This is a genomic window from Amycolatopsis sp. NPDC004747 (genome assembly GCF_053601335.1).
The window spans coordinates 153,797-168,468 of record NZ_JBSGBQ010000015.1 but is presented as its reverse complement, the minus strand read 5'-3'; the positions used below and the strand labels follow the sequence as shown (position 1 = coordinate 168,468).

The 14,672-nt window shown below is 73.9% G+C and carries 13 protein-coding genes; 6 read left to right on the top strand and 7 right to left on the bottom strand.

The genetic code is table 11. The features are described 5' to 3' along the window. Positions 1–23: 23 nt before the first annotated feature. On the bottom strand, positions 24–968 hold the full coding sequence (locus tag ACWEGE_RS24875) for an RNA polymerase sigma-70 factor (RefSeq protein ID WP_449662846.1): 945 nt from the start codon (positions 966–968) through the stop codon (positions 24–26). Positions 969–1,008: 40 nt separating this feature from the next. Here ACWEGE_RS24875 and ACWEGE_RS24870 point away from each other — a divergent pair, with 40 nt between their 5' ends. After that, positions 1,009–2,649, top strand: a complete 1,641-nt coding sequence (locus ACWEGE_RS24870; protein WP_449662845.1) for a glycoside hydrolase family 13 protein — start codon at positions 1,009–1,011, stop codon at positions 2,647–2,649. Between the two features lie 29 nt (positions 2,650–2,678). Here ACWEGE_RS24870 and ACWEGE_RS24865 read toward each other — a convergent pair whose 3' ends face one another. Beyond that, positions 2,679–2,969: a helix-turn-helix transcriptional regulator gene (locus ACWEGE_RS24865; RefSeq protein WP_449662844.1), complete on the bottom strand. Its 291-nt coding sequence runs from the start codon at positions 2,967–2,969 to the stop codon at positions 2,679–2,681. Between the two features lie 193 nt (positions 2,970–3,162). On the opposite strand from ACWEGE_RS24865, the gene ACWEGE_RS24860 reads away from it, so the two are divergent. Further along, positions 3,163–4,086 (top strand): TerC family protein, encoded by a 924-nt coding sequence (locus tag ACWEGE_RS24860; RefSeq protein WP_449662843.1) that lies wholly within the window; start codon positions 3,163–3,165, stop codon positions 4,084–4,086. A gap of 157 nt (positions 4,087–4,243) precedes the next feature. Beyond that, the gene (locus tag ACWEGE_RS24855; protein WP_449662842.1) at positions 4,244–4,891 is read left to right on the top strand and encodes a DedA family protein; all 648 of its coding nucleotides are present in this window, start codon (positions 4,244–4,246) and stop codon (positions 4,889–4,891) included. A 43-nt stretch (positions 4,892–4,934) separates the two neighbouring features. On the opposite strand, the gene ACWEGE_RS24850 is transcribed toward ACWEGE_RS24855, so the two are convergent. The 4 genes from ACWEGE_RS24850 to ACWEGE_RS24835 form a co-directional block, all read right to left on the bottom strand. Then, positions 4,935–5,900, bottom strand: a complete 966-nt coding sequence (locus tag ACWEGE_RS24850) for an RNA polymerase subunit sigma-70 (RefSeq protein ID WP_449662841.1) — start codon at positions 5,898–5,900, stop codon at positions 4,935–4,937. A 55-nt stretch (positions 5,901–5,955) separates the two neighbouring features. Next, the gene (locus ACWEGE_RS24845; protein ID WP_449662839.1) at positions 5,956–6,711 is read right to left on the bottom strand and encodes an isocitrate lyase/PEP mutase family protein; all 756 of its coding nucleotides are present in this window, start codon (positions 6,709–6,711) and stop codon (positions 5,956–5,958) included. Continuing rightward, a complete protein-coding gene (locus ACWEGE_RS24840; RefSeq protein ID WP_449662838.1) occupies positions 6,704–8,125 on the bottom strand; it encodes a DHA2 family efflux MFS transporter permease subunit in 1,422 nt (473 codons plus the stop codon). The genes ACWEGE_RS24845 and ACWEGE_RS24840 overlap by 8 nt, the downstream gene beginning before the upstream one ends. Before the next feature lie 82 nt (positions 8,126–8,207). Continuing rightward, positions 8,208–10,754: a helix-turn-helix domain-containing protein gene (locus ACWEGE_RS24835; protein WP_449662837.1), complete on the bottom strand. Its 2,547-nt coding sequence runs from the start codon at positions 10,752–10,754 to the stop codon at positions 8,208–8,210. Between the two features lie 142 nt (positions 10,755–10,896). Here ACWEGE_RS24835 and ACWEGE_RS24830 point away from each other — a divergent pair, with 142 nt between their 5' ends. Together ACWEGE_RS24830 and ACWEGE_RS24825 are read left to right on the top strand one after the other, a co-directional pair. Next, positions 10,897–11,967: an alpha/beta hydrolase gene (locus ACWEGE_RS24830; protein WP_449662836.1), complete on the top strand. Its 1,071-nt coding sequence runs from the start codon at positions 10,897–10,899 to the stop codon at positions 11,965–11,967. A 66-nt stretch (positions 11,968–12,033) separates the two neighbouring features. Continuing rightward, positions 12,034–12,396: a hypothetical protein gene (locus ACWEGE_RS24825; protein ID WP_449662835.1), complete on the top strand. Its 363-nt coding sequence runs from the start codon at positions 12,034–12,036 to the stop codon at positions 12,394–12,396. On the opposite strand, the gene ACWEGE_RS24820 is transcribed toward ACWEGE_RS24825, so the two are convergent. Next, positions 12,294–13,244, bottom strand: coding sequence for a helix-turn-helix transcriptional regulator (locus tag ACWEGE_RS24820; protein ID WP_449662834.1), 951 nt, complete (start codon positions 13,242–13,244; stop codon positions 12,294–12,296). The two genes, ACWEGE_RS24825 and ACWEGE_RS24820, sit on opposite strands and share 103 nt — an antisense overlap. 62 nt (positions 13,245–13,306) lie before the next feature. Here ACWEGE_RS24820 and ACWEGE_RS24815 point away from each other — a divergent pair, with 62 nt between their 5' ends. Next, entirely contained in the window at positions 13,307–14,467 is a 1,161-nt protein-coding gene (locus ACWEGE_RS24815) for an epoxide hydrolase family protein (RefSeq protein ID WP_449662833.1), read from the top strand. The last annotated feature ends 205 nt before the right edge of the window (positions 14,468–14,672 follow it).

Genomic DNA, 14,672 nt, shown 5'->3' with positions numbered 1-14,672 from the left:
ACAGGAGCTCGCTGTGACCTGGGTCACCAGTTCCCGGCGAGCGGCTCCCCGTGCTCGGAGGCGGCCCACCGGCGCGTGGCGCGGGCGAGCTTGGCGGGGTTCGCCTGGGCGTGGACGGCGGCGACGCCCTCGTCCGTGACGTCCAGCGTGAAGACGCCGGCGACCCGGTCGCCGACCACCATGACCAGCGCGGGAACGCCGTTGGCGACCGCGGCGTACAGGTCGGGGCGGCCGCCGACCATCTCCCCCTTCGCCTCGCTCGGCGTGAACAGCGTCCGCAGGAACCGCGCCACCCGCAGGGCTCCGGTGATCGGCCGCGGCACCGAGAAGACCGCGCCGCCGCCGTCGCCGACGCTGACCGCGTCGTCGGCCAGCAGCTTCACGAGTGCGTCGGTCCGGCCGCTGAGCGCCGCGGCGAGGAACTCCTCGACGATCTTGCGCGCGGCGGCCGCGTCGACCTCGACCCGGCGGCGGTCGGCGGCCAGGTGCTGCTTGGCCCGCCGGTGGATCTGCTGGCAGTTGGCCTCGGTGAGGTCGAGCACCTCGGCGATCTCGGCGTGCGGGTAACCGAACGCCTCGCGCAGCACGTACACGACGCGTTCCTTGGCGGTCAGCCGTTCCATCAGCGTGAGCACCGCGATGGAGACCGATTCCCGCTGCTCGGCCGTGTCGGACGGACCGAGCATCCGGTCGCCGGCGAAGACGGGCTCGGGCAGCCACTGGCCGACGTAGGTTTCGCGCCGGGCCCGTGCCGAGGTGAGCCGGTTGAGGCAGAGGTTGGTGAGCACCTTCGTCAGCCACGCCTCGGGCGTCTCGATGCGGGCCCGGTCGGCGTCCTGCCAGCGCAGGAAGGTGTCCTGCACCGCGTCCTCGGCGTCGCTCGCCGACCCCAGCAGGCGGTAGGCGATCGCTTCCAGCCTCGCCCGCGAGCTTTCGAACACCTCGACCTCGTGCACCCCGACCGGCATGGTCCCCAGTCAACCACCCGGCGCGTGCGAGGATCCCGGGGTGCCTTCGACTCCTTCCCGGCCGCGCTCGTTCTGGGACGACGCGGTGGTGTACCAGCTCTACGTCCGTTCGTTCGCCGACAGCGACGGCGACGGCGTCGGCGACCTCGGCGGGGTGATCGAGCGGCTCGGGCACATCGCCGGGCTCGGCGCCGACGCGATCTGGCTCAACCCGTGCTACCCGTCACCGCAGGCCGACCACGGCTACGACATCGCCGACTACCACGGCGTCAACCCCGACTACGGCAGCCTCGAGACGTTCGACCGCCTGGTCGCCGAGGCGCACGCGCGCGGCCTGCGCATCCTGATGGACCTGGTGCCCAACCACTGCTCGGAGCGGCACCCGTGGTTCACCGCGGCGCTGGCCGCCGGTCCCGGCTCGCCCGAGCGCGCGCGGTTCGTCTTCCGCGACGGCCGGGGCGAAGAGCCGCCCAACAACTGGCAGTCGGTCTTCGGCGGGCCGGCGTGGACCCGGGTCACCGAGCCCGACGGCACGCCCGGGCAGTGGTACCTGCACCTGTTCACCCGCGAACAGCCGGACTTCGACTGGCGCAACCCGGAGGTCCTGGCGTACTTCGACGACGTCCTGCGGTTCTGGTTCGACCGCGGCGTGGACGGCTTCCGCATCGACGTCTGCCACGGCCTGGTCAAGGACGCGGCCCTGCGCGACTGGGACCCGGCCGGTGGCAGCTACAACGCCTACAGCTGGAACCGGCCTGAGGTGCACGACATCTTCCGCCGCTGGCACGCGCTCGCCGCGGGCTACGGCCCGGAGCGCGACCTGCTGCTGGTCGGCGAGGTCTGGGTCCCGGACCCGGCCGACCTCGACGCCTACCTGCGCCCGGACGAGCTGCACCAGGCGTTCTCGTTCGACCTGCTCGTCCAGCCGTGGGAGGCACCCGCCCTGCGCGGGGCGATCGAGCGCGCCACGGCCCGCACGCAGGTCCACGGCGCCCCGGCGGCGTGGACGCTGGCCAACCACGACGTCCACCGGGCGGTCACGCGCTACGGCCTCGTCCGCCCCGAACCCGCCCCGGCGAGCAACGACGCCTTCGCGGCGTTGATGCGCCCGCGCGGCGAAGTCGACGCGGAGCTCGGCGACCGGCGGGCCCGCGCGGCGTTGCTCCTGCTGCTGGCGCTGCCGGGCTCGGTGTTCCTGTACCAGGGCGAGGAACTCGGCCTGCCGGAGGTCCAGGACCTCCCGGACGAGGCCCGCCAGGACCCGGTGTTCCACCGGACGGGCGGCCTCGAGAAGGGCCGCGACGGCTGCCGGGTCCCGCTGCCGTGGACGGCGGACGCGCCGGCGTTCGGGTTCGGCACGGGGGTGCCGTGGCTGCCGCAGCCGGAGTGGTTCGCGCGGTACGCGGTCGACGTCGAGGAGAAGGACCCGTTCTCGACGCTGCACCTCTACCGCCGTGCCGTCCGGGCGCGGAAGGACCTGCGCCTCGGCCGGCCGGGCCCGGTGGCGTGGCAGGCAACGGGTGCGGACGCGGTGCTCGCCTTCCGGCGCGGGGACCTGGTGTGCGTGCTCAACACGGGCACCACGCCGTTCGCGGCGCCCGGCGAGTGGGGCGAGGTGGTGCTCGCCAGCACCGAGTCCGACGCCGTGGCACCCGATTCGGCGGCCTGGTTCAGGTCCTGAGCGCGGCCGGCATCCCCGGACGGGTGGATTCAGGCCGGGGTCGTGGGTTCGAGGCCGAGCGCCGCGACCAGGTCGGCCACCCGGTGGTGCGCCTCCAGCGGGTGACGCAGCCGCCCTTCCGGGTGGATCTTGTAGTGGTTGCGCCGCCCGACGCGCTCACGCTCCAGGTAGCCCTCGGCGATCAGGTCGGCGAGGATGAGCTGCACGCCGCGCTCGGTGATCCCGACCCGCTCGGCGATGTCGTGCAGCGTCCGGTCGGGATCCGCGGCCACGCACAGCAGAACGTGCGCGTGGTTGCTGAGGAACGTCCACGAAGCCATACCGGCCACAGTAGACGTCCGAACTTGACAGACGAAGTGCAGTTCGTCATTCTGGTGGCAGCAGTCATCGGAGGGGAGTACCCGCCCGGTCCGGCATCGTCAGTCCGGCTGCCCGCGAGCAGCCCGGTGCCGGCGTCACCCTGAGGGTGACCGGGGAGACCTCCGGTTCGTCACCGAACCGGAGGAGCGTCTCGTGACCGTCCCGTTCTGGGCCTGGGCCGCCGTGCTCGGCGTCATCCTGGCCATGCTCGCGATCGACCTGGCGGCCCACCGCAAGTCGCCCGTCGTCGGCGTCCGGTCGGCGCTGGCGTGGTCCGGCGCGTGGGTGGTGCTCGGGCTCGCCTTCGGCGCCGTGGTCTGGTGGGCCTGGGGCGCGGAGTTCGCGGGCCAGTACTTCGCCGGCTACGTCATCGAGAAGTCACTGGCCGTCGACAACGTCTTCGTGTTCGCGATCATCTTCGGCTACTTCGCGGTCCCCCGCGAGTACCAGCACCGCATCCTGTTCTACGGCGTGGTCGGTGCCCTGGTGTTCCGGGCGGTGTTCATCGCCGCGGGCTCGGTGCTGATCGCGAGCTTCGCGTGGATCCTGTACGTGTTCGGCGCTTTCCTGGTACTCACCGGCGTGCGGATGGCGCTGCACCGGGACGAGACGGTCGACTACGAGCGGAACCCCGTGCTGCGGGTGTTCCGCCGGATCGTCCCGACCACCGACGGCGACCACGGCGGGAAGTTCCTGGTCCGGCAGGCCGGCCGCTGGGTGGCCACGCCGTTGCTCGCGGTCCTGGTGCTGATCGAGGTGACCGACGTCGTCTTCGCCGTCGACTCGATCCCGGCGATCTTCGCGGTCACGCAGGAACCGTTCCTGGTGTTCACGTCGAACGCCTTCGCGGTACTCGGCCTGCGGGCGATGTACTTCCTGCTCGCCGACGTGATGCACCGGTTCGTGTACCTGAAGCTCGGCTTGGCGCTGGTGCTGGTGTGGGTCGGCGTGAAGATGCTGCTGCTGGACGTCTGGAAGATCCCGACGGCGCTTTCGCTGGGCGTGGTCGCCGCGATCCTCGCGACGGCCGTCACGGCCAGCCTGCTCAAGACTTCGGCTGTCTCCCGGAAGGAGTAGAGGCGCCTGACAGTTCTCGCCGGAGGGCTGGTGCCGCCCCTGACGGGATGCGGCGTGGCCCAGCCCCCTCGAGCCGCCCCGCGCACGCCGCCCTCCCCCAGCCCGCAAGCCCGCCCCAGCCGACCTTCGCACGCAACCGCCATCCCCAGGAGCCCCCATGACCGCCTCGCCCGCCGAGCCCACCACTGCCGGGGAGCTCACCGGGGTGGCCGGGTGGGCGGTCGGGCTCATGGAGTCGCTCGGCGGGCCCGGGGCCGCCATCGTCGTCGGGCTCGACAACCTCTTCCCGCCCCTCCCCAGCGAGCTCGTCCTCCCCCTCGCCGGGTTCGCCGCCGGCCGGGGTGCCTTCAGCCTCGGCGGTGCGCTCTTCTGGACCACCCTCGGGTCCGTGGCCGGGGCCGTCATCGTCTACCTGGTCGGGCTGCGGCTCGGGCACGACCGCACGCGCCGGCTCGTGGCCCGGATCCCGCTCGTCGAGACCGCCGATTTCGACCGGACCGCCGCGTGGTTCGCGCGGCACGGCGGCAAAGCCGTCTTCTTCGGGCGGATGATCCCCGTCTTCCGCAGCCTCGTTTCGCTGCCCGCGGGCGTCGAACGCATGCCGTTCGGGCGGTTCCTGCTCTACACCACCGCCGGCAGCCTCGTCTGGAACACCGGGTTCGTCGTCGCCGGCTGGCTGCTCGGCGAGCACTGGCCGCTCGTCGAGCGGTATGCGTCGGGCTTCCAGTACGCCGTGTTCGCCGCGATCGCCGTCGCCGCCGGGGTTTTCGTGGTCCGCCGCGTCCGGGGCCGCAAGCGCGTTTGAGGTGCGGACCACCCGCCGTCGTGGGTGTGAAGCTCCGCCCCCGCTAAAGCCGGTCGGGCAGCCCGGCCACCGTCACCAGCCGCGGGTCGTGGAACTTGACCGCGCGGGCGAAGCGGCCGCCGGTGATCGTGAACACCCACAGCCCGTCGGCGCGCCGGACACCGGAGGCGTCGAGGCGGTAGCTGCCCGCGGCGGGCTGGCCGTTCGCGCGGGTCGGCAGCAACCGGGGCGCTCCGCCCGGCGCGGCGAACGCGCGGTCCAGGAACGGCAGGCACACGGCCAGACCCCGGAACCACACCGGGTGCGGCACGGCTTCGAGGCTGAAGTCGTCCCGGATGACCGCGCGCAGCGCCGCGGTGTCCTCGGCTTCGAAGGCCGCGATGTAGCGGTCGAGCAGCGCACGTTCGTCTTCCGGGCCGAGCTCCGGCGGGCCGTCCAGGTCCAGTTCGTCGAGCCGGACGCGGGCCCGCTGCAGGAGGCTCTTCACCGCCGGCACGCTGACGCCGAGCGCGTCCGCGATCTCGGCGGCCGACCACGAAAGGACTTCGCGCAGCAGGAACGCGGCACGCTGCCGCGCCGGCAGGTGCTGCAGCGCGGCGACCAGCGCGAGCCGGACGGACTCGCGCCGCACGACGACCTCTCCGGGGTCGCCGAGCACGGCGTCGGGCAGCGGCCCGAGCCACGCGACGGCGTCATCGGCGAAGACGTGCGCCCCGGGATCGTCCGAGGGCGCCCCGAGCCCGGCGGGCAGCATCCGCCGGCCGCGGTGGTTCAGCTCGGTGAGGCAGGTGTTGGTGGCGATCCGGTAGAGCCACGTCTTGAGGGAGGACCGCCCCTCGAAGCCGTCGACGCCCTTGGCCGCCTTGAGGTAGGTCTCCTGGACGGCGTCCTCGGCGTCCTGGTGGGAGCCGATCATCCGGTAGCAGTGCGCGAGCAGCGCCGGGCGCAGCGAGCCGAACTCGTCCCGCAGCCACTCCTCGGAAGCCACCACCCGCTCCTCGTTCGTCATCGACACCGTCGCTCATCCCTCCCGAGGGGAGCCGTTCGCCGGGGCTCGCCTCCACTCACGCATCCGCCATCCCCTCCGCGCGGCGCAGCTTCGCCAGCCCGTCGCGCAGCGCCGCCGGCCCCGCCCGGTAGAACCTCGGCCCGAAGGACACCCTGGCGACCCCCAGCTCCGCCAGGGTGGCCAGGTCCAGTTCCGGGCCGGTGTTCCCGTTGACCGGGCCGGGCACGCCGTCGACCAGGCGCCGGAGGTCGTCCGCGTGCGAAACCCCGATCGGGTACACGCAGTCCGCTCCGGCCTCGCGGTAGCGCCGCCCCCGCCGGATCGCCTCCGCCACCCGCTCGGGGCCCGGAAGGCCGCTCGACGGGAGGAAGGTGTCGATCCGCGCGTTGAGCACCAGCGACGTCCCGGCCGCCGCGCGGATCGCGGCCAGCCGGTCCGCCTGGGCCGCCGCGTCGACCAGGCCCTCGGCCCGGTGGTCGGTGTCCTCGACGTTGCAGCCCACCGCCCCGGTGGCCAGCAGCTCGGCCACCAGCCGGTCCGGCGCCAGGCCGTAGCCCGCCTCGGCGTCCACCGTCACCGGGACCGGCACCGCACGGGCGATCCGCGCCACCGCCGCGAACATCTCCCGCCACGGCGCCCGTTCGCCGTCCCCGTGCCCCAGGGCGTCGGCCACCGCCGCGCTGGAGGTCGCCACCACCGGGAACCCCGCCTCGACGACGAGTTCCGCGCTCGCTTCGTCCCACGCGTTCGGCAGCACCAGCAGCTTCCCGTGGTGCAGCTCGCGCAGCAGGTCGGCCTTCGGATCAGACATCACCGGACTCCTCGGTCGCACGTCGGGGGATGACGGAACCGGCCAGCGCCCCCACCGCGGCGAGCGCGGCGCTGACCACGGCGGCGGCGGTGAACCCGGCGGAAAACTCCGCACTCGAGGCGTAACCACCGGCCAGGGAGAACCCGGCGACCAGGAGCGCGACGCCGAACGCCCCGCCCAGCTGCCGCATCGCGCTGAACGCGCCGGAGGCCTTGCCGAGCCACCGCGGCGCGACCGACGTCAGCACCGCGCTCTGCGCCGCCGGCAGGCACATCGCGATCCCGGTCCCCGACAGCACCAGCGGCACGCCGATCACCCAGTAGCCGACCGACGGCCCGGCCACCAGGCCGATCCAGAGCATGGCCACGGCGTGCAACCCCAGCCCGGCCACGATGAACGGCCGTTCGCCGAACCGGCCCACCAGCCGGCCCGCGAGCTGCGGGACGACCGTCGTCGTCAGCCCCCACGGCGCCAGCCCGAGCCCGGCCGCCAGCGGCCCGTACCCGAGTCCCTCCTGCAGGAACTGGGCCATGAAGAACACCGCGCCCAGCGCCGAGGCCCAGTGGCAGAAGATCACGGCGTTCCCGGCGGCGAACCGGCGTGCGCGGAACAGGGACAGCGGCAGCATCGGGTGGGCGGCCCGCCGCTGCCACGCGACGAACGCGCCGAGCGCCGCCAGGCCGGCCACCAGCGGGCCCAGCACGGCGACGCCGGTCCAGCCGGCCGCGTTGCCCCGCGCCAGGCCCCACACCACGCCGAGGCAACCGGCACCGGCCAGCACCAGGCCCGGGACGTCGAGGGCGGCGTCCGGGCCGTGGCTTTCCTCGATCCGGGTCAGCGCCGAGCAGGCCAGCGCCACCCCGATCGGGACGTTGATCCAGAAGATCCACGGCCACGAGATGCCGTCGACGACCGCGCCGCCGAGCAGCGGCCCGAGGGGCACCGCCACCCCGCTGACGCTCGCGAACACCCCGAAAGCCTTCGCCCGCAGCTGCGCCGGGAAGGCGGCCCCGAGCAGGGCGAGCGCCAGCGGCATCACGAACGCGGCGCCGGCGCCCTGCAGCACCCGCCCGGCGATCAGGACGTCCACGCCGGGCGCGATCGCGCAGATCAGCGACGCCGCCGCGAAGAGCGTCACCCCCGCCGCGAAGACCCGGCGCCGTCCCCAGCGGTCGCCGGCCGCCGCCGCGGTCATGAGCAGGACGGCGAAGCTCAGGCCGTAGGCGTTGACCGTCCATTCCAGTTCGGTGACCGACGCGCCGAGATCGTTCCGGATCGCCGTCAGCGCGGTCGCCACGACCAGCGCGTCGAGCACGACCATGAACGACGCCACCGAGGTGATGACCAGCACCCACCTTCGCCGTGCCCGGTCCGCGGCCGGGGCCACCGGCGTGGGGGTGATCGTGGTGCGCACTCGTGTCTCCTTGCCTCCGGTCACCGGCGCCCGCGCCGCTTCCGGAGACTTGGACACCGCGCGGTCCCCGAAGGAATCGGTGCTACCGCGCCACCGCTTCCGGCGCGGGCGCCGCCGGTTCCCCGGCCGTCCGGGCCAGGTGGTCCTGGAGCCGGGCGTGGCGGAACTGGTAGACCGCGCCCGCCTGGCGGAGGATCCCGCGGCGGTAGGCGTCCTCGAGGAACGCCGCCGTGGCCCACGGCAGGCGGCCGGTCAGCGGCAGCCACACCCTGGACACCACCAGCCACTGGCCCCACGCGGTGAAGGCGAAGACGTACGCGACCGCACCGCCCAGGCCGCCGACCGCGCCGATGACCAGGCCGCCCGAGAGGGTCCAGACCAGCGGCCCGAGCACCCCCTGGAGGAGGTCGACGACGATCCGGCCGCCGGCCGCGATGGCCAGGGCCAGCAGCGGGCCGAAGGCCAGCACCTGGCGCAGCACGGTGGTGCGGTTGGCGCGCAGCAGCGTGCCCGGGCTGGCGGCCGAGCTGAGGTCGAGCGGGGTCTCCAGCACGGCGACCAGCCCGAAGGTCGCCCCGGCGGCGAGGCCGAACACGAGCCCGCTCACCAGCGTGTTGATCGCCGCCGTCGGCACCAGCTCGCCGAGCTCCGGCGGGAAACCGTTCGCGACGGCCCGCGAGATGACCGTCACCGGGCCGTAGCCGAGCCCGACGACGAACCCGCCGAGCAGCCCGGCACCGAACCGGCCGGCGAAGCGGCGCAGGAGGGAACCGGGCCGTCCGGTCCGGCCGCGCAGCCGGACCTGCATCCGCGACGGCTCGAACGTCAGCCCGCCGTAGACCACCATCATCCCGTGGACCAGGCCGAACGCGAGGCCGACGACCGACCCGACGAGCAGCCCGTCGGCCAGCCCGGCCGCCAGTCCCGGCAGGAAGCCCAGCGCGGCGATGTCCACGGGCACGAAGAACAGCCAGTCGGCCACCGCGGTGGCGAGCATGGCCGAGAGCACGACGGCGAAGATCCGCAACGACCGGCGCAGCGAGCCGCCGAGCCGCCACCACGCCAGGTCGTGCGTGCCGAGGCGGTCCAGGTGCCGGGCGAGGTGGCCGAGCCAGCGCCCGGCGCGGCCGGGGTCCCACCGGGGCCGGTCCCGGTACACCGTCGGCACGAAACTGCCCAGCAGGTGGTCTTCGACGGCTTCGGCGGTGGGGAACCGCCGGGGGTCCAGCAGGACCGACGGATCGTCGCCGGGCGCGTCGCTGTAGACGGTCCGCGCGAGCACGACCATCAGCGGCGTGCTGAGGACGGCGGCGAGCGCGGCGCCGGTTTCGCCGGCCAGCTCGCCGATGACCGGGTCCCACACGGTCCCGGCGGTGCCGCCGGGCGCCGGGCGGCGGGTCGTGCGGGGCAGGTAGCCGAGCACGTCGTCCGGGGTGAGGTCGGTCAGCTCGACCCCGGCGGCCGCGGTGAGCACGTCGGTCGCCGCGACGGCCGCGGTGTACTCGGCCGGGCGGCTGGTCAGCACGAGCGGCAGGGTGGTGCCGTTCAGCGCTTCCAAGGCGGCGCGGTGCAGGCCGTCGGCGATTTCGTCGAAGCCGTCGAGCACCGGCAGGACGTACCCGCCCTCCACCAGCGCGGCGGCGAGCGTGGTGCCGTCCGGCGCGGCCGCGGCGAGGCCGGGGTAGTCGCGCAGCAGGCCGTCGATCAGCCAGTCGCGCAGGACGGTGGCGCCGGGATCCCACGAGCCGAGGCCGAACAGCACCGGCACCGGCTCGGCGGGGCCGCGGGTGCGCAGCCGGTCGAGGACGAACCGCAGGGCCAGCACGGTCTTGCCGGCCCCGGCCCGGCCGAGCACCACCAGCCGCCCGGACGGGATCCGCCGGTAGGTGCCGTCGATCCCGCCGAGCTCGCCGGACAGGTCCAGCGGCCCGGCGGTGCCCCCGGCGGGAACGCGGCGGACGTTGGCCCAGTGGTCGGTGAGCCGGGCCGGCAGCGGCCGCCACCGGACGGGCAGCGGGAAGGGATCGTGGATCCGCCGCTGTTCTTCTTCCCGCTGCCACCGCCCGGCGACGGCCCGGGCGAGCCGCTCGGCGGCATCGGCGAGTTCACCACGCGGCGCCGGCACGACGGCCGGCGATGCACTGGGGCCCGGCGATGCACTGGGGGCCGGCGCGCCGGGGATGGCTGCGGACGCGGAATCGCCGCCGGCCGCAGCCAAGTCGCTGCCGGCGGCCACCCCCGCTACGCCACCACCCGAAACCTCCCCCAGCACCGCAGCACCGCCGCCCGCCGCAGCCAAGTCGCTGCCGGCGGCCACCCCCGCCACGCCACCACCCGAAACCTCCCCCACCACCGCAGCACCGCCCCCCGCCGCAGCCAAGTCGCCGCCGACGGCCGCGCCCGCAGCTCCGCCGGCCGCTGCGGCCAGGAGCCTCCGGTGGTCCTCCGGGGCGATCCCCAGCGCGTCGGCGAGCAGCCCCACCGTGCCCAGCCGCGGGTTGCTGCCCTCGCCGCGCTCGAGGCGGCCGATCGTGCGCACCGCGATGCCCGACCGCTCGGCCAGCTCGTCCTGCGTCATCCCCGCCCGCCGCCGCAGTTCGCGCAGCAGGGCCCCGAACCCGCTCGTCACTTCCGCGCATCCCCCCAGCAGCGCCGGCCTGCGTTCCCGATCGACCCTAGCGTGCCGACCGGCCATATTTGGCCGCTCCGCGTCCTGGTGCCGCCACCTGCGCAAACAGCAGGCTCGGCACCGGAACGAGAGGGGAACCACCATGGAAAGCCACCTACCGCGCACCGCGGCACTGCTCGCCGTCTTCGCCGCCGCTTCGGTCCTCGCGGCACCGGTCGCGGCCGCCGAGAGCGGGCCACCGCGGTTCACCGACGGCTTCGGGCTGACCGTCACCGCGCAACCCGCCTGGGTCGACGACCACCACCGGACCTTCACCTTCGCCGTGCGCTCCGACCAGGTGCCCACGCCGTCGGTCCTGCCGGGCCAGACCCCGGGACAGCACGTCGTCATGGTCACCCTGCCCGCCGGGTACGACCACGCCGCCGCCACCCGCTACCCGGTGCTGTACTCGCTGCACGGCAACGCCGATCTGCCCAACACCCAGCGGAACCTCGACCTCGCCGAGTCGGCGACGCGCTCGGCGCCGCTGATCACCGTGCAGCCCAACGGCGGCCGCAGCTGGTACTCGAACTGGGTCAACCCCGGCGCCTCGGGTCCGCAGAACTGGGAGAACTTCCACCTCGGGCAGGTGATCCCGCTGATCGACGCCCACCTCCGGACGATCCCGGACCGCACCGGCCGCGCGATCGCCGGGCATTCGATGGGCGGCTTCGGCGCGGTCCACTACGCCGAGCACCGGCCGGACCTCTTCGGGTACGTCGGCAGCTTCTCCGGCGGCCTGGACCTGCAGAACTCCGAACAACGCGCGGTGGTGGCGGAGACCGCGCTGGATCCGGCGTCCGGCACGCCGACGACGTCGGTGGACGCGATCTTCGGCCCGCCGATCCGGCCGTTCGACGGGATCTGGACCGCCCAGAGCCCGGCCCAGCACGTCTCGGCCCTGCGCGGCATGGGCGTGGCGCTCTACACCGGCAACGGCGGCGACCTGACCGTCGACCCGCTGCAGGCGGTGGTCGAGAGCCGGGCACGGGAGACGAACCTGGTGACCGCGGCCAACCTGACGGCCGAGGCCATCCCGTTCACCTTCGCCGACTACGGCGACGGCAGCACGTGGGCGCCCGGCTGCACCGGCAAGCACAACCAGCAGCCGTGCCTGCAGGCCGACCTGGACCACTTCGTCGGGCTGCTGATGGCGGCGCTGCAGCACCCCTGAACTTCCGGGCCGGGCGGTGACGGGGGCCGCCCGGCCCGGCTCCCCCTTGCACGGAAAGGACGCCCGATGGCCGTGAACTACCGCTACTGGTGTGGCGAATGCTCCTACCGGACGCCGTGGCTGACCGAGTCCGAAGGCGCCGCGCGGCAGACCCGCCACTACGCCCAGCGGCACGCGCGGACGCCACCCGGCGGCCGGGTGGAGGTCCGCGCGAAACGCGGCGAGGGCGGCGGGTGCGTGTGGCTCGTCGCGGTGCTGTTCCTGGTGCTGCTGCTGGCTTCCACGTGCCGCCAGGAGGCCCGCAGCGCACCCGGGACGACGTCGGTTCAGCCGGCCGCCCTGCCGAACCTCGCCGCCAGCGCCCGGATGTGGTCGACGAGCTCCGGTGGCTCGTGCACCCGGAAGTCGAACCCCTTGCCGGCGACGTAGATCGCCAGCTCGTCGAGCGAATCCGAACCGGCGCGCAGGGTGCAGCTGTGCTCGTCGATCGGCTCCAGCGCCGCGGTGGTGGGGCTGATCCGTTCGGCCGCGGTCTCGGCGCTGGCGAACAGGGTGAACCGGCCCTGGTAGCGGTAGGCCGAGGTGGAGATCGCGCGCGAGGTGTAGCCGCCGAGGTCGGGGTCGGGCGGGGTGCGCGGGGTGAACCGCGGCCCGGTGGGCGTGCGGGGGTCGAGGCGGTCGACGCGGTAGGTGCGCCAGTCTTCGCGGTCGACGTCCCAGCCGAGGAGGTACCAGCGCCGTCCGGTGTGCACCAGCCGGTGCGGTTCGGTGGTGCGGAGGCTTTCGGTGCCGTCGTGGGCGCGGTAGCCGAAGCGCAGCCGCAACGAGTCGCGGACGGCGGCGGCGATGGCGGTGAGCGTGTCCGGGTCGGCGGTGGGGCCGGTGTTGGCCAGCGGCACCGTCGCCGACCGCAGCGCGTTGATCCGGTGCCGCAGCCGGGACGGCAGCACCTGCTCGAGCTTGGCCAGCGCGCGCACCGACGTCTCCTCGATGCCGGTGATCGAGCCGCCCGCCGCCGTGCGCAGGCCCATCGCGACGGCGACCGCCTCGTCGTCGTCGAGCAGCAGCGGCGGCAGGGCCGCGCCCGCGCCCAGCCGGTAGCCGGCGGTGCCCGCGCTGGCCAGCACCGGGTAGCCGAGCGCGCGCAGCCGCTCGATGTCGCGGCGGACCGTCCGCGGGGTGACGTCGAGGCGTTCGGCCAGTTCCGCGCCGGACCAGTCGCGCCGGGTCTGCAACAGCGAGAGCAGGCGCAGCAGCCGTGCCGAGGTTTCCCACACGGTTTCATTCTGCTCCTCGCCTAGGACCGAAGCTGACCTAACCGGCTTCTAGGGTCGAAGACATGGAAAACACCGAGATCCGGCCCTTCACCATCGACGTCCCCCAGGCCGAGCTGGACGACCTGCACGACCGGCTCGCCCGCACCCGCTGGGCGGCGGACCTGCCCGGGGTGGGCTGGAGCCGCGGGGTGCCGGCGGCCTACCTCAAGGAGCTGGCCGCGTACTGGCGCGACGGCTACGACTGGCGGCGGTACGAGCGGCAGCTGAACGAGTTCCCGCAGTTCGTCACCGAGATCGACGGCCAGGACATCCATTTCCTGCACGTGCGGTCGTCCCGGCCGGACGCCCTGCCGCTGGTGCTCGTCCACGGCTGGCCCGGCTCGGTCGTGGAGTTCCTGAACGTGATCGGCCCGCTGAGCGAAACGTTCCACCTGGTGATCCCCTCCATCCCCGGCACGGCCTTCTCCGGCCCGACCCGCGAGGCGGGCTGGGACACCGGCCGGATCACCCGCGCGTTCGCCGAGCTGATGGACCGGCTCGGCTACGACCGCTACGGCGTCCAGGGCGGCGACACGGGCGCGGTCGTCGGCCCGGGACTCGGCAGGCTCAACCCGGACAAGGTCGTCGGCGTGCACGCGAACGGGCTCTACGCGTTCACCGCCCCGGACGACGACGTCGAGCTGACGGAGGCCGAGAAGGCGCGGCTGAAGCACTTCGAGTACCTGCGGACCGAGCAGGCCGGGTACGTGGCGATGCAGACGACCCGGCCGCAGACGCTGGCGCACGGGCTGCACGATTCCCCGGTGGCGCAGCTGGCCTGGATCGTGGAGAAGTTCAAGGAGTGGACCGACCCGGCGGCCGAGCTGCCGGAGGACGCGGTGGACCGGGACCTGCTGCTCACCAACGTGATGCTCTACTGGCTGACCGGCACGGGCGGGTCGTCGGCCAACTGCTACTACGAGACCGCGCACGCGGGCGCGTGGAGCGCGAGCTCGCGGTCCACGGTGCCGACCGGGGTGGCGGTGTTCCCGTTGGACGTGTCGATCCGCAGCACGCTCGAGCGCGAGCACACGATCGTGCACTGGTCGGAGTTCCCGCGGGGTGGCCACTTCGCCGCGATGGAGGCGGCCGATCTGCTGGTGCAGGATGTCCGGGAGTTCTTCGGCAACTTGGGGGGTTCTTCGTGCACTGGGGTTTCGGGGTCCGCTTCTTCTGAGGGGTAGGCCGGTGGTTCTTTGGCGGGGTTCCGGCGGAGTCGTTCGCTGCTGTGCTGAGCCGTGGGGGATGTCTGCCGGGCTCTTCTCTCCTGGGCGGGTTGCGGCGCCCACCACCCCGAAGTCTGATTGTCACTACGGCCGGTGGTACCGCGTCAAGGCGGGAAAGCGTGCCTTGACCCGGCACCACCGGCCGTGTGAGGGCTTCGGATCG

Coding starts and splice junctions, on each gene's coding strand:
- ACWEGE_RS24865 (WP_449662844.1), bottom strand. CDS start 2,969: ATGGCTTCGTGGACGTTCCTCAGCAACCACGCGCACGTTCTGCTGTGC.
- ACWEGE_RS24875 (WP_449662846.1), bottom strand. CDS start 968: ATGCCGGTCGGGGTGCACGAGGTCGAGGTGTTCGAAAGCTCGCGGGCG.
- ACWEGE_RS24830 (WP_449662836.1), top strand. CDS start 10,897: ATGGAAAGCCACCTACCGCGCACCGCGGCACTGCTCGCCGTCTTCGCC.
- ACWEGE_RS24815 (WP_449662833.1), top strand. CDS start 13,307: ATGGAAAACACCGAGATCCGGCCCTTCACCATCGACGTCCCCCAGGCC.
- ACWEGE_RS24825 (WP_449662835.1), top strand. CDS start 12,034: ATGGCCGTGAACTACCGCTACTGGTGTGGCGAATGCTCCTACCGGACG.
- ACWEGE_RS24850 (WP_449662841.1), bottom strand. CDS start 5,900: ATGACGAACGAGGAGCGGGTGGTGGCTTCCGAGGAGTGGCTGCGGGAC.
- ACWEGE_RS24845 (WP_449662839.1), bottom strand. CDS start 6,711: ATGTCTGATCCGAAGGCCGACCTGCTGCGCGAGCTGCACCACGGGAAG.
- ACWEGE_RS24855 (WP_449662842.1), top strand. CDS start 4,244: ATGACCGCCTCGCCCGCCGAGCCCACCACTGCCGGGGAGCTCACCGGG.